The sequence below is a fragment of the Pseudonocardia sp. GCM10023141 genome (genome assembly GCF_042653605.1).
Genome location: NZ_JBHSIR010000027.1, coordinates 49,176 through 69,558, shown reverse-complemented (window position 1 = coordinate 69,558; position 20,383 = coordinate 49,176). Strand labels below are relative to the sequence as shown.

The following is a 20,383-nucleotide window of genomic DNA, read 5'->3' as shown; positions in this document are numbered from 1 at the left end:
GCCGGAGCCGTGCGAGAGCGGTCGTTCGTCCTCGTCGGATGCGTCCACCGGACCTTGAACCATCGCCGCCGTGACCAGTCTCGTGGCCGGATCATCATCGCCGGCGGTCGTCGCTGCGATTGTGGAGGGCGGTATCGATGAGCGAGGACGTCGATGGTGGGTGGCCCACCGGAGCAGGAGATCCCGTGCTGCTGTCCTCGGGAGACCGGGTGACCATCCGCCCGCTGCGTCGCCGTGACGGTCCCGGCCTGGTGGCGATGGTCGACGGGTTGAGCGCCGAATCGCGCTACCGTCGCTTTCACACGGGCCTTCCGCACCTGACCCACGCGATGGTGGACTACCTGACCGCGATCGACCATCACGACCACGAGGCGATGGTCGCGATCACCCCGGGATCGGCGGAGCTGATCGGGGTGGCCCGGTTCGTCCGCGACAAGCAGCGGGTCGACGCCGCCGAGCTCGCCGTCGTGGTGGCCGATGCCTGGCAGCGCCGTGGCGTTGCCACCGCGCTGCTGACGGCTCTCGCGCAGCGAGCCGCCGAGCTCGGCATCAGCGAGTTCACCGCCGACGTCCAGACCACCAACGGGCCCACGTTCGGGCTGATCGACCAGTTCGACAAGGACGCCGAGATCGCCTGGGACGGCAGCACCGCGAACGCACACGTGCACAACCTCGCCTGGCGGCCGGCCGCGGAGCCGACCGGGCGGTCGGTCCTTCGTCGCTTCGCCGCCATCGCCTCCCCCGGGGAGGGGGCCGCGGGCGAACCCGGCGTCGGCAGGGCGACGAGTGCGTGAACGGCGTCGCCCGACAGTCCGCGGGAACGGGCGGACGGGCGCCTCTGCGGGTCCTTGGGACCCCGCGGACGGGGCCTTCGGCCGCATCCCCGCGCGGGTCGGGTGTGAACCATCAGATCATGGATCGGCTGCGGCGCATCCGGCTGGCGCTGGCGGCGCTGTGCGTCGTACTGGTCGTCGGCACGCTCGGCTACGTCGGGCTGGGATTCGGGTTGCTCGAGGCCGTCTACCAGACGGTCACGACCATCACCACTGTCGGGTTCCGCGAGGTGCATCCCTTCGGCGCCGCCGGCCAGGTGTTCACGATCGTCCTGATCCTCGCCGGAGTGGGCACCGCCCTCTACACGTTCGGCGTCCTGCTCGAGGGGATCGTGGAGGGGGAGCTGCGCGCGCACGTCGGGAGGCGCCGGATGGATCGCGTGATCAATCGGATGAGCGGCCACGTCATCGTCTGCGGGTGGGGCCGGGTCGGGAAGTCGAGCGAGTCCTACTTCAGCGGCGTCGGCCAGCGGATCGTGGTCGTCGACCGCGATCCGGCCCAGCTCGAGGGCGTCGAGCACCCGGTCGTGCTGGGCGACGTGACCGACGACGCCGTGCTCGTCGCTGCCGGTCTCGACCGGGCCAGGGCGCTGGTCGCCGCGGTCGACACCGACGCCGACAACGTGTACCTCACGTTGTCGGCGCGCGCCCGCCGCCCCGATCTGGTGATCATCGCGCGGGCCCGCAGCGAGTCGTCGGTCGCCACGCTGATGCGGGCGGGCGCCGACCGGGTGGTGAACCCACAGCTGATCGGTGGGCGCCGGATGGCCGCGTTCGCCCTGCAACCGCACGTCGCCGAGTTCTTCGACGTCGTGATGCACGACGAGACGCTCGACCTCAGGATGGAGCAGGTCGAGATCGGGCCCGGTTCGGTGCTGCTGGACCGGCCACTGCGGCGCGAGGCGCTGCGCGCGGAGACCGGTGCGCTGCTGCTGGCGCTGCGCCGTCCGGGTGGGCTCTTCCTCCCCGACCCGCCGGTCGACACACCGATCGAGGCACAGTCCGTGCTGATCGTGCTGGGCACGGCACTGCAGCTCGCGGACGTGCGGCGCTACGTCGCGCCGAGCGGTCACAGCTCGTGAGCCGGCGCCGCGCCGGTGAAGTCCATGCCGCGCTCCACGGTGAGATCGGCCGGTCTGCCCTCCGCCTCCTTGCGCATCAGGGCCCAACGGACCCGCACCCGCGGGTCAGAGTGCCAACGAACCGACGCTGATCAGTCCGTCGAGGACGTGCCCGGCTCCACCGATCCGGAACAGATGCAGGGGTGTCCCTCGTCGTATCCCCAGCACGTCGGGCAGCAGATGTCGCGCATCTGATCCGGATGTTCCGCCATGCTCATCGTCGTCTCCCATCCTCGGCAGAACATGAGCGTCGCGCCGCCCGCCACCGACCGGGCAGTGCCGATCGACCCGACCTGTGGTGTCGCCAGGCCCCGATGGGCTCATCCCGTCCTGCCCAGGACAAATGTCCTGGCAGGCCGGGCCGGATGGCCGGTGTGCCGGTCCGTCCGATCCGGTAGACCGTCTCCATGACTGGTGATGGCGTCACGGCGACGCAGGAGATCGAGCGCAAGTACGACACCACCGCCGATCTCACCCTCCCCGATCCGGCAGAACTGCTGGGCGCGGGAGCCGTGCCCGCGCCTGTCGACGACCTCCTGGAGGCCGTCTACTTCGACACGCCGGACCTGCTCCTCCTGCACGACGGGGTCACGCTGCGCCGCCGCACGGGAGGCAAGGACGCGGGATGGCATCTCAAGCTCCCGGCCGGGCCCGATCACCGCGAGGAACTGCAGGTGCCGCTCACCCGCGCCCGCAGCCGCCCGCCTGCCGCGCTGGTGGCGCTCGTGCGCGCCTACGCCCGAGGCGCCGAGCTGGAGCCGGTCGCCGAGCTGACCACCCGGCGCCGCCGGTGGGTCCTCCCCGATGGGGACGGTGCGCTGCGGGCCGAACTGGTCGACGACGATGTGACCGCACGAACCTTCGGCGCGGATGCCGGCAGCAGGCGGTGGCGCGAGATCGAGGTCGAGCTCGGCGGCAGCGGGTCACGGAGCCTGCTCGACAAGGTGGAGCGGCGCCTGCTGGCCGCGGGCCTGCACCGATCCGGTTCGGCGACCAAGCTCGGGCGGGCGCTGGACGGGGATGAGCGCGCGGCGGCCGCCCCGTCGGTTCCCGGCCCTCGCAGCGACGCGGGCAGCGTGGTGGTCGCCTACCTGCGGACGCACGCGCACGAGCTGCGCCGCAACGACCCACTGGTGCGCTTGGATCGGGAGGACGCGGTGCACCAGATGCGGGTCTCCGCCCGGCGCCTGCGCAGCGCGCTGCAGGCGTTCGGGCGGGTCCTCGACCGGGGCCGCACCGGCCCGCTGATCGAGGAGCTGGCCTGGTTCGCCGGCGAGCTCGCGCCAGCCCGCGACGGTGAGGTGCTCGCCGAGCACATCACCGCCATGCTGGCGCAGCTGCCGCCGGACCTGGTGCTCGGCCCGGTCCGCGCGGCGACGACCGCGACGTTCGCCCGCCGCGGGGCCGATGCCCGCAAGCGTGCCCTCTCGGCGCTGAACAGCGATCGCTATCTGGCCCTGCTCCGGCTCGTCGATGCGACGCTGGCCGATCCGCCGTTCACCGCCAGGGCCGAGCGCGCGGCCCGCCGGGAGCTGCCGCGCAGCGTCGGGCGCGTCTACCGGACGCTCGAGCGCCGCATCGCGGACGCGGAACGGGCCGAGCCCGGTCCGGAGCGCGACGAGGCCCTGCACGCGGCACGCACGAGGGCCAAGCGGCTGCGCTACGCCGCGGAAGCGGCGGTCCCGGCTATCGGCGGGCCGGCCCGCAAGCTGCAACGCCCGCTCTCCCGCATGCAGGACGTGCTGGGAGCACACCAGGACACCCTGGTCTCCCGCGCGGTGCTACGGGAGCTGGCTGTGGCCGCGCATCTCGACGGTGCCAACGCGTTCACCTACGGGCTGCTGCACGGGGCCGAGGCCGTCCGAGCTGCGCAGGCCGAGTCCGAGGTGCCCACGGTGGGGAAGGGGTTGCGCCACCGGCGCAACGTCGGTTGGCTGAGCCGGTAGGTCGGGCCCGGGCTCGGTCCGGCGCTCGCCGAGCGCTCAGGAGACGAGCACCGATCGGATGTCGCGGCGCGGGGTCGGTGGCAGCGCCTCGCTCTCGGTGGCCGGCCATCCGACGCGCAGCAGCAACTGGGGATGCTCCGGCACGTGCAGCACCTCGGTGCGGATCGCGTGCCGGGTCGCCTCGATCTCCATCCCCTGGCTCAGCGGCGTCGTGGCCAGTCCCCCGCGGGTGGCGGCGAGCAGGACGGCACTCGTGGCCTCCCCGGCGCGCAGCCGGTCGACGATCCCGTCCGTGGGGGTCACGACGACCAGGAACTCCGCTGCGTCGTCGGGGCGGCCGTGCCCGGTCAGCTGGCGGGGCTGCTGGAGGCGAGCGTGCGGGAACCGCCGCAGCGGCGACGGGGTCGGCAGGCCGGGCGGAACGGGGGCGACGGCGGCCGCCGGGACGCCGTCGTGCGAACCGGGATACCGCTCGGTCCACAGCCGCAGCTCGGCCAGGTAGCCCGGGGTGGCGGCCTGCTCCCGCGCGGCGCGGACGAGCGCGTCGCTGAGCCGGGCGCGCATCGCGTCACCCGAGACGGGCACGAGCAGCACGCCGAGGCGTGCGGCCTCTCGGACGAGGTCGTCGACGGCCGTCGCGGGCACCGGCAGGTGGCTCATCCGGCGGCGCTCGGTGCGTCGCTCGTCGATGGCCGCATACAGGGCCGCGTCCTCGGCGTCACCAGGACCCGATCCCAGGTGGATGGTGGCGAGGTGACCCGCGTCCTCGGGATCCGGCATCCGGTCGATCGTGACGGACCGGTCGATCGCGGCCAGCGCCACGGCGAGATGGTGCAGGGCGGCCCCACAGCTGATCACGAGATCGCGGCGGTCCGGGTCGGTGGCCGCCAGGTGCCGGTCCCAGTCGGCATGCAGCTCGATCGCCGCGGGGTCGATCCGCCAGCGCCACGGCTGGGTGTTGTGCACCGACGGTGCGCGCAACGCGCGCGCGACGGCGGCCGCGATCTCAGGGACTCTCGACTCCACGGTCGGGTGCATGGGACTCCTCGGGGTTGTCCGGGATCGAGCGCCCCCCAGGATCGGTGGCGCGCTGGGTCCGCGGCAGAGGCGTAGGACCTGAGACCGGTCCATCGCACGGGGCGTGGAAGGGGTGCCTGCTGTCCCGGGAGCGCAGGTCGTTCGGCCCGCGCCGCTGTGCCCGGCCCGGGTGCACGCTGAGTACTCGAACACCGGACGAGCTGGAGGAGACCGCGATGATGTGGTGGGGCAACTGGCCCGGTTGGTTCGGGGTCGCCGGAGGCGGGTTCGTCCTGCTCGTGCTGCTGGCCGCACTGGTGACGGTGGGTGTGGTGCTGGCCCGCGGGACGCGCCGGCGGAGCGCGGCCACCGGATCCGCCGAGGAGGTGCTTGCCGAGCGCTTCGCCCGGGGCGAGATCGACGAGGAGGAGTTCGCCCGGCGCCGTGCTGCGTTGCGCGGAACCGCTGACCCGCCGACGGCGAGGAAGTGGCGATGACCGATGCCTGGACGCTCGTGTTCAAGGGCTGGGACCCGGCCGACGAGGGTCGTCGAGAGGCACTCCTGACCCTGGGCAACGGCCAGTTCGCCACGCGTGGGGCACTGCCGGAGGCCGGCGCGGCCGATGACGTCCATCATCCGGGCACCTATGCTGCGGGCTGTTACAACCGGCTCGTCGACCGGATCGGCGAGATGGACATCGAGACCGAGAGCCTGGTCAACCTCCCCAACTGGCTCGATCTCCGCTTCGCGGTCGCGGACGGCGGCTGGGTCGGGATGCCGGACGGCGAGCTCATCGAGCACCGCGTCACCCTCGACATGCGGCGCGGGCTGCTCAGCCGGGTCCGGACCTTCGCCGACCCCATCGGCCGGCGGACCACGGTGCGGCAGCGCCGGTTCGTGCACATGTCGCGACCACATCTGGCCGGGCTGCAGACTGTGATCACCGCCGACAACTGGTCCGGTCGGCTGCGGGTCGCCTCCGGCATCGACGGCTCGGTGACCAACTCCGGCGTCGCCCGTTACCGGGACATGGCGTCGCGGCATCTCGAGGTGCTCTCGGCCGAACCGGCGGACCGGGAGCGCCTGCTGCTCGTCGCCCAGACCACCCAGTCACGGGTGCGGATCGCGGTCGCGGCGAGAACCCGGGTCGAAGGCGGCGTCGCCGAGCGCGCGCGCCGCGTCGACCGGCAGCGCGACCGGATCGCGCACGAGATCGACCTCGACCTCGAGCAGGGACGCGCGGTCACCGTCGAGAAGATCGTGGCCATCGTGACGGCGCACGATGTCGCCGTCTCCGAGCCCGCCGTGGCGGCAATGTCCGAACTCGACGCGGCCGGTGGCTTCGAGGCGCTGGTGGGGAGCCACGAGCTGGCCTGGTACCAGCTCTGGCGCCGGTTCCGTCTGGACCTGACCGACGGGCGCGGTGGCGTCGGCGACGACACGCTGCGGACGCTGCGCCTGTGCACGTTCCACGTGCTGCAGTCGGTGTCCGCGCGGGCGATCGACCTGGACGCCGGCGTGCCGGCCCGCGGGCTGCACGGCGAGGCCTACCGCGGCCACGTGTTCTGGGACGAGCTGTTCGTGTTCCCCATGTTGACGCTGCGCAGCCCCGCGCTCGCCCGTGGCCTGCTGCAATACCGCGTTCGCCGGCTGGACGCGGCTCGCCGGGCCGCCGCCGCGGCGGGGCACACCGGCGCGATGTATCCATGGCAGTCGGGCAGCGACGGGCGTGAGGAGAGCCAGCGCGCGCATCTGAACCCGCGGTCGGGCCGGTGGGTGCCGGACCCGAGCCGACTCCAGCGGCACGTCGGGCTGGCGATCGCCTACAGCGTCTGGCAGTACTTCCAGGCGACCGGCGACCTCGAGTTCCTCGCCGATCACGGTGCGGAGGTGCTCCTGGAGATCGCGCGGTTCTTCGCCGGGCTGGCGCGCCTCGATCCCGCGACCGACCGCTACCGGATCCGCGGTGTGATGGGCCCCGACGAGTACAGCACGCGTTACCCGAACGCGCCGGAGCCCGGCATCGACGACAACGCCTACACCAACGTCATGACGGTGTGGCTGCTGTGCCGCGCGCAGGACGTCCTCGCAGCGCTGCCGGCAGTGCGGCGGACCGAGCTGATCGAATCGCTCGACCTCGGACCGGCGGAGCTGCTGCACTGGGAGGATGTCAGCAGGCGGATGTTCGTGCCGATCGCCGCGGACGGGGTGATCAGCCAGTTCGACGGCTACCGGGACCTGGCCGAGCTGGACTGGCCCGACTACCGGCGTCGCTACGGCGACATCCAGCGGCTCGACCGCATCCTGGAGTCGGAGGGCCGATCGGTCGATGACTACCAGGTGTCCAAGCAGGCCGATGTCCTCATGCTGTTCTTCCTCCTGTCGGCCGACGAGCTGCGCGACCTGTTCGGCAGGCTGGGCTATCCGCTCGAACCCGGCCAGATCCCCAGTACGATCGAGTACTACCTCGCCCGCACGGCGCACGGCTCCACGCTCAGCGCGCTCGTCCACGCGTGGGTGCTGGCCAGATCCCACCGCGAGCAGGCACTGGAGCTCTTCGAGCAGGCACTGCGCAGCGACGTCGCCGACATCCAGGGCGGCACCACCGCGGAGGGTGTGCACCTGGGCGCCATGGCCGGCTGCGTCGACCTGCTGCAGCGTTGCTTCGCCGGGCTGGAGACGCGCGGGGATGCGCTGTGGTTCAACCCGCACTGGCCGCGCCGGTTCGGCCGGTTGGAGTTCGAGGTGCTCTACCGCGGGCGGCCGCTGACCGTCGCGGTGAGCGGCCGGCAGGTCAGCGTCGCCTCCGGAGGCGGCCGCGGAACGATCATGGTCGGCTGCGGTACCGCGCTGCGCGAGCTCCACCCGGGAACCACGGTCGAGTTCGACATGGGCGAGGACGCCCAGCTCGGCAGCGTCCCCGCTGCGCACCCGCTGGGGGAACCCCGCGCTTGAGCCGGTCGAACGGTCATGACAGCAGGACGCTCACTCCGGCCGGTCGTCGGTGACGACATGGGCATCCCCGCCGGGGAAGTACAGCGACTCGTGCCCGTCCTGCCAGCGCACCCGGTAGTGCTCGGCCTCGTCCACACCGATGACCTCGACCACCTGCCCCCGGCGAGGCCGGGAGTCGATCGTGGCGGACTCGACGACGATGTGGTCGCCAATGGCTGCGTGCATGGTTTCCTCCACGGAATGTTGTGTCCGGCCGGGCCTGCGCGATCGGCCGGTGTGACCCCAGCGTGCAGCGGCATCGGATGCGCGGCCAGTGCCCTTGGACCCCGTCCTTCGACGCGTCACCGAGGGTGCCGATCCGGGTGGTCAGTGCCGGAACCCGACCGACGGGGCCACCGGGTGGGACTCGATCCGCGCGCTCGGGCCGGGAAAGACCAGCGACTCGTGCTCGTCCTCGACCCATCGCACCCAGTACGGGGGAGTTCCGTCGGCGTGTGCCAACCGGACGATCTCGCCCTGCCTGCGGTGCTCGTCGGGCGTGTTGCCCTCGACGACCAGCCAGTCTCCGATCCGTGCGTGCATGTTCGCTCCTCGATCGTCTCGACGTGCAGTTCACCCGGCATCGTGGTGGTAGCAGTTGAGCAGCGCTTCGGTGTTGCCGCCCCGTCCAGGTACGTCCCGTACACCGGACCGGAGCGGCGCCTTGCCAGCGACGATCTGGATCACGAAGGCCATCGACCGTCCCTTGTGACACAACCTAGGAGTCGGCCGCTGTCGGAGCGAGGGGCGAAGGTCCCGGTCGCGATGGCGCAGAGGTCCCCTCGGCCGGGCCTCCGGTGGAACAGACCGTCGGGAGCGGTGATCCGCGCGGGCGGATCAGGCCTTCCGGCGCCCCGCAGGGGGCCGTCTGGCTCCCCCGCAGGTCGAGACGGGTGGCCACGGTCGGGAGCATGTACCGGAAGCCGATCGTCGTGGCCTTCGACGGAGCACCGTCATCGTGGACCGCGGCCGAGTGGGCCGCCTCCCAGGCAGCGGGTGCCGGGTGCCCGTTGCGACTCGTTCACGTGCTGCGCTGGCCGCTGCCCGAGCTCGACGACCTGGGCCCGCCCGGGGCCGACTTGGACATCACCCGCGTCCGGCAGGCGGCGACGGACACGGTGGCGGCCGCGACGGATCGCTGCCGGCTGCTGGCTCCCGGGGTCGACGTGCAGGGCGAGGTGCTGACCGGGAACACTGTCGGCCTGTTGGTCGAGGTGGCCATGGGCGCACAGCTGCTCGTGCTGGGTTCCTCCGGCCAGACGGCGTGCCCGCAGGTGCTGCTCGGATCCAGCGCGGCCGAGCTGGCGCGGAGTGTTCTGACGCCGGTGGCGGTGATCCGCGACGTGCCCGCGGTGTCTCGGGGCGGGCGCAGTGTCGTGATCGGTATCGACGGCTCTGCAGCCTGCGCTCGCGTCCTGCACGACGGATTCGCCGTCGCGGCCCGGCACGGCCACCCGGTGGTGGCCGTCCACGCCTGGTCGGACCTGCCCCTGGAAGTGCTGGGCATGGATCCGCTCGTCGCGGGGGAGCGCGCGAACGCCGACGGTTCGGCCGTGCTCGCAGCGGAGCTGGCAGCGCAGCGCCGCGCGCATCCGGAGGTGTCGGTGCACGAGGTGGTGACCGTCGATCGGCCGGTCGTGGCACTGCTGGAGCAGGCGGTCGGCGCGGCGCTGATCGTGGTCGGGCGGCACGGCCGGGCCCGATCCGGCGATGCCCCGCTGGGTTCGGTGAGCCACGCGGTCCTGCACTACGCCCCCTGCCCCGTCCTGCTCGCCGGGTGATCGGTTCGAGCCCCGCCGACACCGGCCGGGCTCACAGGATCGGCACCGACCAGCACATCCTGTTGCCGCCCGCCGCAGCGGCGAGCACCGTCAGCGTTCCGGATCGGGCCTCGGCGCGGTGGCGCAGCTCCGCGAGCTCGCCGCCGGGGATCCCCCATACTCCCGCTGCGGTGATCTCGATGGTGACCTGGTCGGGCCCGGCGCTGACGTCGATGTCGACCGCGGCCGGGGCCGCGTCGCGCGCCACCGCGGCGAGGGCCCCCACCGCCACCGTGGCGAGATCGTCGACGAGGTCCGACGGCAGCGCGTCGAGCCGGCCGCTGAACCGCAGGGACGGGGTGGATCCCAGTCCCGTGGCGTGTTCGGTGGCGAGCTCGAGCAATCGGGCGCGGCAGCCGTTACCCGCCGCCTTCGGCGGTTGCTGCAGCTCGAAGATGCTGGTGCGGATCTCCCGGATGGTGTCGTCGAGGTCGGTGGTGGCCTGGGCAAGGCGGCGGTTGGCCGGGTGCGGGCCCAGTGTCGCGGCGACGCCCTGGAGTGACAGGCCGATGGCGAAGAGGCGTTGGATGACGTTGTCGTGCAGCTCGGTGGCGATCCGGTCGCGGTCGTCGAGCAGGGCGAGGCGTTGCTGTTCGGTGCGGGCCTCGGCCAGCTCGATGGCGATGGACGCCTGGTTGGCGAACCCGGCGGCCATGGTCAGGTCGTCGGCGGAGAACGGGTGGCGGTCGGGTCGCCGGCCCGCGGTGAGCACGCCGCGGATCCGGTCGGTGCCCAGGAGCGGTACGAAGAGCATGGGGCCGATGTCCATCTCGACCGAGGCACTGGTGTCGAGTCCGGTTCGCTCGTCGGGCCGGGTCACCAGCAGGGGTTCCCCGCTGGTGAACACCCGTCCCGACAACGATCCGCCCAACGACAGGCGCACGCCACGCACCTTCGTCGCCTCGGGGCCGTCGGCGACGGCGACGGCGAGCGGGTAGCCGTCCGGTCCGTCGGCAGTGGGCAGGACGACGGTGACGAGGTCGGCGTCGGCGATCTCGCGGGTGGTGTCGGCGATGAGTTGCAGCGGATTGCCCGAATCGGTGGACAGCAGCCGATGCGTGATCGTGGCGGAGGCCCGGAGCCAGTCCTGGCGTAGCCCCGCGGCCTCGTAGAGGCGCGCGTTGTCGATCGCGGCGCCGGCGCCGGCGGCGAGGGACTTGGCGAGTTCCTCGTCCTCTGCGGTGAACTCGCCCCGGGTGCTCTCCGAGAGGTAGAGGTTGCCGAAGACCGTGTCCCGCACGCGGATGGGGACGCCGAGGAAGCTGTCCATCGGTGGGTGCCCTGGCGGGAAGCCGGTGGATCGGACGTCGCTGCCGATACGGGCGAGCCGGATCGGGTGCGGGTCGTCGATCAGAGCGCCGAGCAGGCCCTTGCCCTCGGGCAGGTGCCCGATCAGGTCCACGGCGTCGGCGGGCATGCCGGTGTGCACGAACTGCGCCAGGTGCCCGTCCGCGGCGATGACGCCGAGCGCCGCGTAGCGGGCGCCGACGAGCTCGCGGGCCGACTCCACGACGCGGCGCAGCACCGAGGGCAGGTCCAGGTCGTTGACGATCATCTGGGTGGCCCGCAACAGGCCCCGAAGCCTGCCCTGGGCCAGCTGCACCTCGTGGGCGCGGTCCATCAGCTGCTCGAGCAACTGATCGAGTTCCAGTCGCGGGACGTCCGGGAACGCCAGCTCGGCGAGCTGATGCGGATCGTTACCGCGGCCGGGCCCGCTCGGGTCTGTCATGACCTCGACGGCAGCCGCCGGGTTCCGGGACCGCGTGAACGCCTGTAGCCCATCGCTTTCGCCTCCTCGCTCGGGTGTCATTCATGTCAGCGGCGGGTGCGCGACCGTAGGCGCAAATTGCACCCCATGTCGAGGGGCCAGCCCGAGGAATACCGCTCTGCGCCTGCCCGTTCGCCCGTGTCCCCGAGCGGATCCGGGTGGCCACACCCGGATGCAGGCGGGCGAGCCGTCGTGCCGGTGCGGGCGTGGTCGCGGGACCTCCGCAGCGCGGGACCGGGCCTTCCGGCCCGGGCGCGCGCGGATATCGGCGGCCTACCGTGCCTCATGCGAGCGCGTGATGTCATGAGCAGCCCGGTACTGGTGGCGAAGGTGAGCTGGCGGGTCGAGGATGCCGCCGCCGCTCTCGCCCGACACGGGTTCACCGCGATGCCGGTGGTCGACGACGACGATCGGCTGGTCGGCATCGTCAGCGAGGCCGACGTCGTCCTCGACCCGATGACCAGCAGGCCCGGCCCCACCTCGTCGACCGTGGCGGGCGTGATGAGCACCGACGTGCTCAGCGTGACCGCCCACACCGATCTGGCCGTGGTCACGCACCGGATGCTCACGGCGGGGGTCCGCGTCGTGCCGGTGCTCGACCACGGTCGGGTGGCCGGCATCCTGACCCGGCGGGACCTGCTGCGCAAGCAGCACCGCCTCGGCTGAGACCGGTGGGGTCCGAGTCCGGGCGACCGGGCATCGCACGGCCCGCAGGTGGTCAGATCGACGTGCCGTAACCCGCTCGACGGGCCCAGCGCTGCATCGTCCGCGTGACCCGGCGGCCCGGCGACGGGGCGCCCGGCACCGTGAAGCGCAGCCACCCGACACTGAATGCGACGAGGGCCAGCCCGAGTGCGATGAGCCCGGCGCCGCGTGCGCCCGGCAGGAGCAGGCAGGCGAGTCCGACGATGCCGGCGAGCACGGCGGTCACGTCGTGGCGCAGGCGGGCCCGTCGCTCCGCGGTGTCCTGGCGCTGCATCGCCGAGACGAGCCGAGGGTCGTCACCCTCGAGGTGCCGTTCGATGTCTCGCAGGATGCGATGGTCGCGTTCGCTGAGCATGTCGTCCTCCTGATGAGCGGTCTCAGGAAGATGGTGCTGGTCCGGCGCTGCCGCCCCCAGGGCACTCGGACCCCCAGTGCACGGTCCTCGGACCTCCTGCGTCGGCGTGCAGGTGCCGAAGGACCGGCGGGAAGGCGGTACACCGGCCCTGGAAACCGGTCCGAGGTGCGGGAAGGGTGTGTCACCACACCCGAGGAGGACGATGTGCTGACAGTCCGCGATGCGATGTCTCATCCGGCGATCACCGTGCGGCCGCACCTGTCCGTGCGCGCCGCAGCGGCTCGCCTCGTGACGCACGGTTTCACGGCGGCACCGGTTGTCACCGCGGAGGGCGTGGTCGTCGGGATCGTGACCGAGGCCGACCTCCTGCGGGGCCGGATACCGGCCGGCGCGGCGGCCGTCGACCCGACACCGGACCCGCCCGTCTCGGACGTGATGACCATCGGCCCGATCGCGGTGGCACCCGACGACGACATGGCCGCCGTCGCGGCGTTGCTGCTCGATCACGGTGTCCGGGTGGTACCGGTCCTCGATCGCGGGCACCTCGTCGGCGTGGTGACCGCTCGCGACGTGTTGCGCCGGGTGGCATCGCGCGAGCTGGTCAGCGCACCACGGCGACCGGGCACTGCGCGTGCTGCAGGACCGAATGGCTGACCGACCCGAGCAGCATCCCGGCGAACTCGCCGTGCCCGCGGGCGCCGACCACGACGAGGGCGGCGTGCTCGGAGGCGTCGGCGAGCACGAGCGCCGGGTGTCGCGGGATGGCCTCGCACGACAGGTTCACCGACGGGAACTTGACCGCCCAGCCGGCGACGGCCTCCTCGAGCATGCGCTCCGCGGCCGCGACGCGGGCCACGGTCCGCGACCGGCCGCCGTCGGTGTTGCCGAACCGCGCATCGTAGCCGTGCCATCCGTGGATGGCCACGACCGGGGCTCCGGACAGCGCTGCGGTCTCGACCGCGAAGCCGATCGCGACATCGGAGACCGGGGACCCGTCGACGCCGACGATGATCCGGTCCTGCCGGGGGTCGGCAGGCGCTCGCACAGTCACGACGGGGCAGGCGGCGTGCCGGCTCACGTGACCGCTCACCGAGCCCAGCAGGAGCTCGCGTGCCCGCCCGTGACCGCGCGCCCCCACCACGATCATCAACGCGCCCTTCCCGAGATCCAACAGCGATGGAGCGGCCGACCGCTCCAGCACCTCGGTGGTGATCGGGACCCGGTCGCCCGCGGTGTCGCGGGCCGCGGCCAGCAACCGGTCGGCATGGTCGCGCAGTGCCTGCAGGTCGGCGGGGATCAGGGGAAGCACCCCCGACCCGACCGGGAGCGCGTGCACGGCATGGAGTGAGGCGTGCCGGCGCAGCGCCTCCTCGATGGCCCAGGCGAGCGCCCGGGCGCTGTCGGGGCCGCCGTCGAGGCCGACGACGATCGCGTTCGGGGGAGTGGGCATTCCTGGTCACTCTTCCTCTCGGCATGCTGCGCCGGCCGTCCGTCGACCGGTGCAGGACGCCGAGCGTCGGGCGCCGGGCCTCGGGGCGCCAGTGCCGTTGGTAACCGGCGATCAGAGCCGATCGCCACCCCGCTACCGCAGGGAGCTCACGGGAGCGCGGTCGTCAGCACCTCGCCCACCGGGCGGCGCGGGGTGGCACGCAGCATCCCGGCGTCGGTCTGCGGCCACCCGATGCGCACCACCAGCTGCGGGCACAGTGCCGCGTCCAGCACCTGCTCGGCCACGGCCGCCCGCGTCGCCGGGTACTCCAACACCCGGCTCAGCGCAGCGCTCGCGAGCCCGCGCGCCGTGGCGTGCAGCAGGACCGCGCTGCAGGCCTCACCGGCACGCAGCCGGCTCAGCCGGTCGTCCGACGAGGTTCCCAGCACGACGAGCTGGGCCCCGTCGGAGCGGTGAGGGCTCGTGAGCGTGCCGGAGCCGAACCGGCTGCCACCGATCACGCCGTCCGGATCCGCCGGCACCGCCGAGCGGGGCACGCCCTCGGCGGTGGCGAAGACCCCGCTCCACAGCTGGGACTCGACGGACTGCGCCGGGTCGCCCCCGGCGATGTCGTCGGCCAGCGCGATCGCGTCCAGCAGCGCGAGCCGGGCATGGCCCTCGTGGATCGGGACCATCGTGGCTCCCTGCTCGGCGGCCGCAGCGGCCAGCTGGTGCAGGAACTCCTCGGGAACGGGCCAGTCGGTGAACGGCCGCCGGTCGGTGCGTCGCCGCTCGATCGCGGTGATCGCGTCGGGTGCGATCACGGGCCGGTCGTGGTGCAGCTCCACCGTGGCGAGGTGATCGGGATCGGTGGCATCGGGCAGCCGGTGCACGACCGTGGTGATGTCCAGCGCGCCGAACGCGACACGCACGTGGTGCAGTGCCGCGCCGCAGCTGAGCAGCAGTTCGCCGGCGTCGGGGTCGGTGCCGGGGAGCTGTCGCGCGCGGTCGGCGTGCAGCTGCAGGACCCGGCCGTCCCAGCGCCATGACCACGGCTGGGTGTTGTGCACCGACGGTGCCCTGCATCCGATCTCGACGGCGGTCCGTACCGTGCCGTACCCGATGGTCGGTCGATTCATCGCCAGCTCCCGCGCATTCCGGTCTTCTCGTCGATCGACGTCGCGCCGCCCGTCCGGGACGGGCGCGGTCCAGCGTCGGACCCGGCGGGCGCCGCGGGCAGGGGCGTTGGCCCCGAGGTCTGCGTCATTCGGCCTGCGGGACGAACGTCCCAAGCCGCAGGGGTCGTGCGCAGGTGTCCCGGACCTCCGCACCCGGGCAGCGTGGCGCTGCACCCCGGATCGGGGCGTGCAGAACAGAAGGGATCGCCATGACCGCACACCACGGCCGGCGCACCGTCGTCGTCGGCATCGACGGCTCCGAGCACGCCCTGCGCGCCGCGCGCTGGGGCGCCGCCGAGGCCGGACGCCGCAACATCGCGCTGCGGCTGGTGCACGCGCTGGACTGGTTGTCCGACCACCCGTCCGAGACCTCCGACCTCGGCAGGCGGGCCCGCGAGGTGGAGAGCACCCGGGCGCGCGGACTGCTGGCGGCTGCGCAGCGGGCGGCCCAGGAGGCTCGACCCGATCTCGAGGTCGAGCAGCAGCTGATCATCGGCCACCCCGTCGAGGTCCTCGCTGCCGAGTCGCGCGCCGCGGAGATCGTCGTCGTCGGGGCCAGCGGGGTCGGGCGCATCGAGGGCATGCTGGCCGGATCGGTGCCCGTCGCGCTGGTCACGCACGCGGGCTGCCCGGTCGTCGTCGTCCGCGGCGTGGAGCACACCGCCGCCGACGAGTCCACGCTGCCGGTCGTCGTCGGCGTGGACGGCAGCCCGATCAGCGAGACCGCCATCGCGTTCGCGTTCGACGCCGCCTCCGCACGCGGCGTACCGCTCGTCGCGGTGCACACGTGGGCGGAGCGGTTCGTGGACCCCGCGATCAAGCCGTTGACCGAATGGACGGCCGGTGACGAGCACGCGCTGCTCGCCGAACGGCTGGCGGGCTGGAACGAGAAGTACCCGGACGTCGCGGTGCGGCGGGTGCTCGAAGAGGGCCGCGCCGCACGGGTCCTGTTGGGGCAGTCGCAGCGGGCCCAGCTGGTGGTGGTCGGCACCCACGGTTCCGGCGAGCTCACCGGGCTGCTGCTCGGTTCGGTGGGCAACACGCTCGTGCACAAGGCCCGGTGCCCCGTCGCCGTCGTGCATCCCGGCACCCCGACAACCAGGAGGACCGCATGACAACCGTGCCCGCCGATGCGCTCCGCACCGACCCGGTGCGGGTCCGCGCCCGCCTCGAGCCGCATCTGAGCAGGTGGTTGTGGCTGATCAAGTGGCTGCTGGTGCTCCCGCACGTCATCGTGCTGGGGTTCCTGTGGATCGCGTTCGCCGTGCTGAGCGTCGTCGCCTTCGTCGCGATCCTGGTCACCGCGCGGTATCCCCGGGCGATCTTCGAGTTCAACGTGGGCGTGCTGCGCTGGAGCTGGCGGGTGGGGTACTACGCGTACGGCGCGCTGGGCACCGACCGGTATCCGCCGTTCACACTGGCCGAGGTGCCGGACTACCCGGCGACACTCGACATCGCCTACCCCGAGCACCTCTCGCGCGGACTGGTGCTGGTGAAGTGGTGGCTGCTGGCGCTGCCCCACTACGCCGTCGTCGCGATCTTCATCGGTGGTGGCGGCTACGCCGCGTCGCGCGCCGCGAACGGGCAACCCGACTCCTGGACGCTCGGCGGTGGGCTCGTCGGGCTGCTGGTCCTCATCGCCGCGGTGGTGCTGCTGTTCACCGGCCGCTATCCGCGCGGGGTGTTCGACCTGGTGCTCGGGATCCACCGCTGGGTGCTGCGGGTGGCGGCCTACGCCGCGCTCATGACCGACGCCTACCCGCCGTTCCGCCTCGATCTCGGTGGTGCCGATCCGGCCACCGCGGTCGCCGTCGGCGATCCGGCGGATCGGCCGGGCGTGCCGCAGGAGCTGCCCCCGTCCCCGCCGCAACGCTGGACGGCCGGTCGGATCGTCTCGGTCGTGGTCGGCTCCGTGCTGGTGCTGATCGCGCTGGGAACCGCGACGGCCGCGACCGTCGCGCTCGCCGCCGACCGAGGCGGGCGCGACGCCGACGGCTTCCTCACCACCCCGTCCCGGACGTTCAGCACGAGCGGCTACGCACTCGTCGCCGACGCGGCCGAGATCCGTGGCGACGCCGGTGGCTTGAACGCGGTGATCGGCGACGTCCGGGTGCGGGCCTCCGGAACGGGCGCGACCTTCGTCGGGATCGGCCCGGCCGCTGCGGTCGAGTCCTATCTCGGCGGCGTCGCGCGAGCCGAGATGATGCCGATGGACCCGGCCGATCGCGGTGCTCCGACACCACGGCAGGTCCCCGGCAACGCGCCCGCGACCGCGCCGGCGCAGCAGGAGTTCTGGGTCGCCGCCGCCGCCGGCCCCGGCACGCAGCAGGCGACGTGGACCGTGACCGAGGGCAGGTGGGCCGTGGTCGTGATGAACGCCGACGGTGGCCGTCCCGTGTCCGAGCAGGTCACGGTGGGAGCAACGGCACCCGGATTGCGGTGGCTGTGGATCGGCCTCTACACCGCCGCCGGGTTGGCGCTGGTCGGTGCCGCCCTGCTGGTGGGGCTGGCACTGCCGCGCCGGAACTGAGGGCAGGTCGTCGACCGCGACGCTCACGGGGGCCAGGGCCCTTCCGGGAGCGGGCCGTCGGCTGGTGCCGTTCGGGTCGCGGCCGGATCGGCTGCCGGTGACCGGCGGCCCCGCGGTGCGGGACCTTCGCCTCCTGCGCCGTCCCACCAGGCACTTCTAGCTTCGGCCCATGACATCACCAGCGATCGCCGTGGCCGGACTGGCCAAGTCGTTCGGCCGGGTCCGCGCCCTCGACGGGCTGGATCTCGAGGTCGCGACCGGCGAGGTACACGGATTCCTCGGCCCGAACGGCTCGGGCAAGACGACCACCCTGCGGGTGCTGCTGGGGCTGCTGCGCGCCGACGCCGGAAGCGTGCGCCTGCTCGGCGGCGACCCCTGGCGCGACGCCGTGCAGCTGCACCGGCGGCTCGCCTACGTGCCGGGGGAGGTGTCGCTGTGGCCCAACCTCACCGGTGGTGAGGTGATCGACCTGCTCGGCAGGCTGCGCGGGGGGATGGACCCCGCCCGCCGGGCGGCGATGATCGACCGCTTCGCCCTCGACCCGACGCGGCGCTGCCGCACGTACTCGAAGGGCAACCGGCAGAAGGTGGCGCTGATCGCGGCGCTCGCCTCCGACGTCGAGCTGCTGCTGCTCGACGAGCCGACCGCAGGCCTGGACCCGATCATGGAGGAGGAGTTCCGGCGGTGCATCTCGAGCGAGCGGCGGGACGGGACGACGGTGCTGCTCTCGAGCCACGTGCTGGCCGAGGTGGAGGCGTTGTGCGACCGCGTCAGCATCATCCGGGACGGCCGCACCGTCGAGTCCGGGACGCTGGCGGGGCTGCGGCACCTGACCCGGACGGAGGTGGTGGCCGAGCTCGCCACCGCAGCGCCGGACCTGGCCGGGCTGGCGGGCGTGCACAACCTGGACGTCCACGGTCGCCACGTCCGCTGCGACGTCGACGCGGGCGCGCTCGACGCCGTGGTCACCGCGCTGGCCGGCAGCGGCATCACGGGGCTGATCAGCAGGCCGCCGACGCTGGAGGAGCTGTTCCTGCAGCACTACGCGCGCACGCCCGAGCCGGCGGTGTCGCGATGACCGGGTGGACGTCTCGTGCCTCCCTGACCGGAACCGGGGCGCTGATCCGGCTGGGCCTGCGGCGCGACCGGGTCCTGCTGCCGCTGTGGATCGCCGCGCTCGTCGCGGTCGCGGCGGGCTCGGCCGCGTCCGTCGTCGCCCTGTACCCGACCGCCGGGGCGCTCGCCCAGACCGCCACCGCGCTCAACGCCACACCCTCGCTGCTGGCGCTGTACGGGCCGCTCTACGACCCCACCTCCCTCGGCGCGCTGGCGATGTGGAAGCCGGCCGGATCGGGGGCGGTGATCGTCGGGCTGCTCGCCCTGTTCACCGTCGTCCGGCACACCCGCGCCGAGGAGGAGTCCGGGCGGCAGGAGCTGCTGGGTGCCACGGTCGTCGGTCGCGGCGCCGAGCTCACCGCGGCACTGTGCATCGCCGCCGGTACCGCGGTGGTCCTCGGGCTGCTGACCGCCGCGGCGCTGCTCCCGACCGGGCTCGGTGTCGCCGGGGCCGTCGCGTTCGGCGCGGCCTGGACCGGGTGCGGCCTGGTGTTCGCGGCGATCGGTGGCCTCGTGGCGCAGCTGACCCGCAGCGCCCGGGCGGCCAGGGGGCTGGGCATCGCGGCGATCGTCGTCGCGTTCGGCCTGCGCGCGGTCGGGGACTCGACCGGTCCGGGCTGGCTGACCTGGCTCTCCCCGTTCGGCTGGGTGCAGCTCGTCCGGGCGTTCCAGGGCGAGCGGTGGTGGGTGCTCCTGCTGCCGGTCGGGCTCGCGGTCGTGTTGGCCGCGGCCGCGCACCTGCTCGACAGCCGCCGCGACGTCGACGCCGGGATGCTGCCCGACCGCGCCGGTCCCGCGACGGCGAGCGGGCTGGGTTCCGCGCTCGCGCTGGCCTGGCGGCTGCAGCGCGGCGTGCTGGCCGGATGGGCCGTCGGTTTCCTGCTGTTCGGGTTCGTGCTCGGCAACGTCGCCACCGGAGCAGGCGGGCTGCTGGACGACCCGCAACTGCGGGAGATCATCGTGGCGCTCGGCGGGCAGCAGGCGCTCACCGATGCCTTCCTCGCGGTCGACCTGGGTGTGATGGGCATGCTGGCCGCGGCCTACGCCGTGCAGGCGACGCTGCGGCTGCACGGCGAGGAGCGGGCGCTGCGCGCCGAGGCGGTGCTGGCCGGTCCGGTGGGACGGATCCGCTGGGCCGCGGGGCACCTGGTGGTGGTCGGTGCCGGGACGACCGCGCTCATGGCCGTGGCGGGAGCCGCGGCCGGGTGGGCGAGCGGGCTGCCGGCCGGGTCGGCGGGCCACGATGCGTTGCGGCTGGCGGGCGCCGCGCTGGTCCAGCTGCCGGCGATCTGGGTGCTCGTGGGCGTGGTCATGGTGCTGTTCGGCGTCATTCCGCGTGCCGTCGCCGGAGCCTGGGTGATGTTCGGCGCGTTCCTGCTGATCGGGGAGCTGGGCCCGGTCCTGCGGGCACCACAGTGGCTGATGGACCTGTCCCCGTTCACGCACACGCCGAGGCTGCCGGGGCCGGACTTCACCGCGACGCCGCTGGTCTGGATGGCGCTGGTGGCGTTGGTGGCGATCGCGGCCGGTCTGAGCGGGATCCGGCACCGCGATGTCGGATGAGACGGGC

20 protein-coding genes are annotated in these 20,383 nt (G+C 73.2%); 12 read left to right on the top strand and 8 right to left on the bottom strand.

The annotated features are described in order from the left end of the window. The first annotated feature begins 137 nt into the window (after positions 1-137). From ACFPFQ_RS15990 to ACFPFQ_RS15980, 3 genes are all read left to right on the top strand, one after another. The gene (locus tag ACFPFQ_RS15990; RefSeq protein ID WP_379619430.1) at positions 138-794 is read left to right on the top strand and encodes a GNAT family N-acetyltransferase; all 657 of its coding nucleotides are present in this window, start codon (positions 138-140) and stop codon (positions 792-794) included. Positions 795-913: 119 nt separating this feature from the next. Beyond that, positions 914-1,915 carry a potassium channel family protein gene (locus tag ACFPFQ_RS15985; RefSeq protein WP_379619428.1) on the top strand — a complete coding sequence of 334 codons (1,002 nt, stop codon included), beginning with the start codon at positions 914-916 and terminating at the stop codon, positions 1,913-1,915. 446 nt (positions 1,916-2,361) lie between these two features. Continuing rightward, positions 2,362-3,900 carry a CHAD domain-containing protein gene (locus ACFPFQ_RS15980; RefSeq protein ID WP_379619426.1) on the top strand — a complete coding sequence of 513 codons (1,539 nt, stop codon included), beginning with the start codon at positions 2,362-2,364 and terminating at the stop codon, positions 3,898-3,900. A 36-nt stretch (positions 3,901-3,936) separates the two neighbouring features. Here ACFPFQ_RS15980 and ACFPFQ_RS15975 read toward each other — a convergent pair whose 3' ends face one another. After that, on the bottom strand, positions 3,937-4,938 hold the full coding sequence (locus tag ACFPFQ_RS15975; RefSeq protein ID WP_379619424.1) for an Acg family FMN-binding oxidoreductase: 1,002 nt from the start codon (positions 4,936-4,938) through the stop codon (positions 3,937-3,939). Between the two features lie 215 nt (positions 4,939-5,153). Between ACFPFQ_RS15975 and ACFPFQ_RS15970 the strand changes: the two genes are divergently transcribed. Together ACFPFQ_RS15970 and ACFPFQ_RS15965 are read left to right on the top strand one after the other, a co-directional pair. Then, positions 5,154-5,414, top strand: coding sequence for an SHOCT domain-containing protein (locus ACFPFQ_RS15970; RefSeq protein ID WP_379619422.1), 261 nt, complete (start codon positions 5,154-5,156; stop codon positions 5,412-5,414). Then, positions 5,411-7,873 carry a glycoside hydrolase family 65 protein gene (locus tag ACFPFQ_RS15965; protein WP_379619420.1) on the top strand — a complete coding sequence of 821 codons (2,463 nt, stop codon included), beginning with the start codon at positions 5,411-5,413 and terminating at the stop codon, positions 7,871-7,873. Before ACFPFQ_RS15970 ends, ACFPFQ_RS15965 begins: the two co-directional genes overlap by 4 nt. A 30-nt stretch (positions 7,874-7,903) precedes the next feature. Here ACFPFQ_RS15965 and ACFPFQ_RS15960 read toward each other — a convergent pair whose 3' ends face one another. From ACFPFQ_RS15960 to ACFPFQ_RS15950, 3 genes are all read right to left on the bottom strand, one after another. Continuing rightward, the gene (locus ACFPFQ_RS15960; protein WP_379619418.1) at positions 7,904-8,098 is read right to left on the bottom strand and encodes a DUF1918 domain-containing protein; all 195 of its coding nucleotides are present in this window, start codon (positions 8,096-8,098) and stop codon (positions 7,904-7,906) included. A 141-nt stretch (positions 8,099-8,239) separates the two neighbouring features. Continuing rightward, positions 8,240-8,455: a DUF1918 domain-containing protein gene (locus ACFPFQ_RS15955; RefSeq protein WP_379619416.1), complete on the bottom strand. Its 216-nt coding sequence runs from the start codon at positions 8,453-8,455 to the stop codon at positions 8,240-8,242. A gap of 30 nt (positions 8,456-8,485) precedes the next feature. Then, positions 8,486-8,608, bottom strand: coding sequence for a hypothetical protein (locus ACFPFQ_RS15950; protein ID WP_379619414.1), 123 nt, complete (start codon positions 8,606-8,608; stop codon positions 8,486-8,488). 215 nt (positions 8,609-8,823) lie between these two features. Here ACFPFQ_RS15950 and ACFPFQ_RS15945 point away from each other — a divergent pair, with 215 nt between their 5' ends. After that, the gene (locus ACFPFQ_RS15945) at positions 8,824-9,693 is read left to right on the top strand and encodes a universal stress protein (protein ID WP_379619412.1); all 870 of its coding nucleotides are present in this window, start codon (positions 8,824-8,826) and stop codon (positions 9,691-9,693) included. A 31-nt stretch (positions 9,694-9,724) separates the two neighbouring features. Here ACFPFQ_RS15945 and ACFPFQ_RS15940 read toward each other — a convergent pair whose 3' ends face one another. After that, positions 9,725-11,461 (bottom strand): GAF domain-containing sensor histidine kinase, encoded by a 1,737-nt coding sequence (locus ACFPFQ_RS15940; protein WP_379619410.1) that lies wholly within the window; start codon positions 11,459-11,461, stop codon positions 9,725-9,727. Positions 11,462-11,785: 324 nt separating this feature from the next. On the opposite strand from ACFPFQ_RS15940, the gene ACFPFQ_RS15935 reads away from it, so the two are divergent. After that, the gene (locus ACFPFQ_RS15935; RefSeq protein WP_379619408.1) at positions 11,786-12,166 is read left to right on the top strand and encodes an HPP family protein; all 381 of its coding nucleotides are present in this window, start codon (positions 11,786-11,788) and stop codon (positions 12,164-12,166) included. Between the two features lie 52 nt (positions 12,167-12,218). Here the strand turns inward: ACFPFQ_RS15935 and ACFPFQ_RS15930 are convergent, their stop codons facing one another. After that, positions 12,219-12,560, bottom strand: a complete 342-nt coding sequence (locus tag ACFPFQ_RS15930; RefSeq protein ID WP_379619406.1) for a DUF3040 domain-containing protein — start codon at positions 12,558-12,560, stop codon at positions 12,219-12,221. A gap of 204 nt (positions 12,561-12,764) precedes the next feature. Between ACFPFQ_RS15930 and ACFPFQ_RS15925 the strand changes: the two genes are divergently transcribed. Continuing rightward, a complete protein-coding gene (locus ACFPFQ_RS15925; protein WP_379619404.1) occupies positions 12,765-13,214 on the top strand; it encodes an HPP family protein in 450 nt (149 codons plus the stop codon). On the opposite strand, the gene ACFPFQ_RS15920 is transcribed toward ACFPFQ_RS15925, so the two are convergent. Together ACFPFQ_RS15920 and ACFPFQ_RS15915 are read right to left on the bottom strand one after the other, a co-directional pair. Further along, positions 13,162-14,010, bottom strand: coding sequence for a universal stress protein (locus ACFPFQ_RS15920; RefSeq protein WP_379619403.1), 849 nt, complete (start codon positions 14,008-14,010; stop codon positions 13,162-13,164). The genes ACFPFQ_RS15925 and ACFPFQ_RS15920 overlap by 53 nt on opposite strands. A 146-nt stretch (positions 14,011-14,156) precedes the next feature. Next, positions 14,157-15,128, bottom strand: a complete 972-nt coding sequence (locus tag ACFPFQ_RS15915; RefSeq protein ID WP_379619401.1) for an Acg family FMN-binding oxidoreductase — start codon at positions 15,126-15,128, stop codon at positions 14,157-14,159. Positions 15,129-15,376: 248 nt separating this feature from the next. Here ACFPFQ_RS15915 and ACFPFQ_RS15910 point away from each other — a divergent pair, with 248 nt between their 5' ends. From ACFPFQ_RS15910 to ACFPFQ_RS15895, 4 genes are all read left to right on the top strand, one after another. Then, positions 15,377-16,282: a universal stress protein gene (locus tag ACFPFQ_RS15910; RefSeq protein ID WP_379619399.1), complete on the top strand. Its 906-nt coding sequence runs from the start codon at positions 15,377-15,379 to the stop codon at positions 16,280-16,282. Continuing rightward, positions 16,279-17,697, top strand: a complete 1,419-nt coding sequence (locus ACFPFQ_RS15905) for a DUF4389 domain-containing protein (RefSeq protein ID WP_379619397.1) — start codon at positions 16,279-16,281, stop codon at positions 17,695-17,697. The genes ACFPFQ_RS15910 and ACFPFQ_RS15905 overlap by 4 nt, the downstream gene beginning before the upstream one ends. Before the next feature lie 169 nt (positions 17,698-17,866). Continuing rightward, on the top strand, positions 17,867-18,775 hold the full coding sequence (locus ACFPFQ_RS15900) for an ABC transporter ATP-binding protein (protein ID WP_379619395.1): 909 nt from the start codon (positions 17,867-17,869) through the stop codon (positions 18,773-18,775). Beyond that, complete coding sequence (locus ACFPFQ_RS15895; RefSeq protein ID WP_379619393.1) at positions 18,772-20,376, top strand: ABC transporter permease; 1,605 nt, start codon at positions 18,772-18,774, stop codon at positions 20,374-20,376. The genes ACFPFQ_RS15900 and ACFPFQ_RS15895 overlap by 4 nt, the downstream gene beginning before the upstream one ends. Positions 20,377-20,383 lie beyond the last annotated feature (7 nt).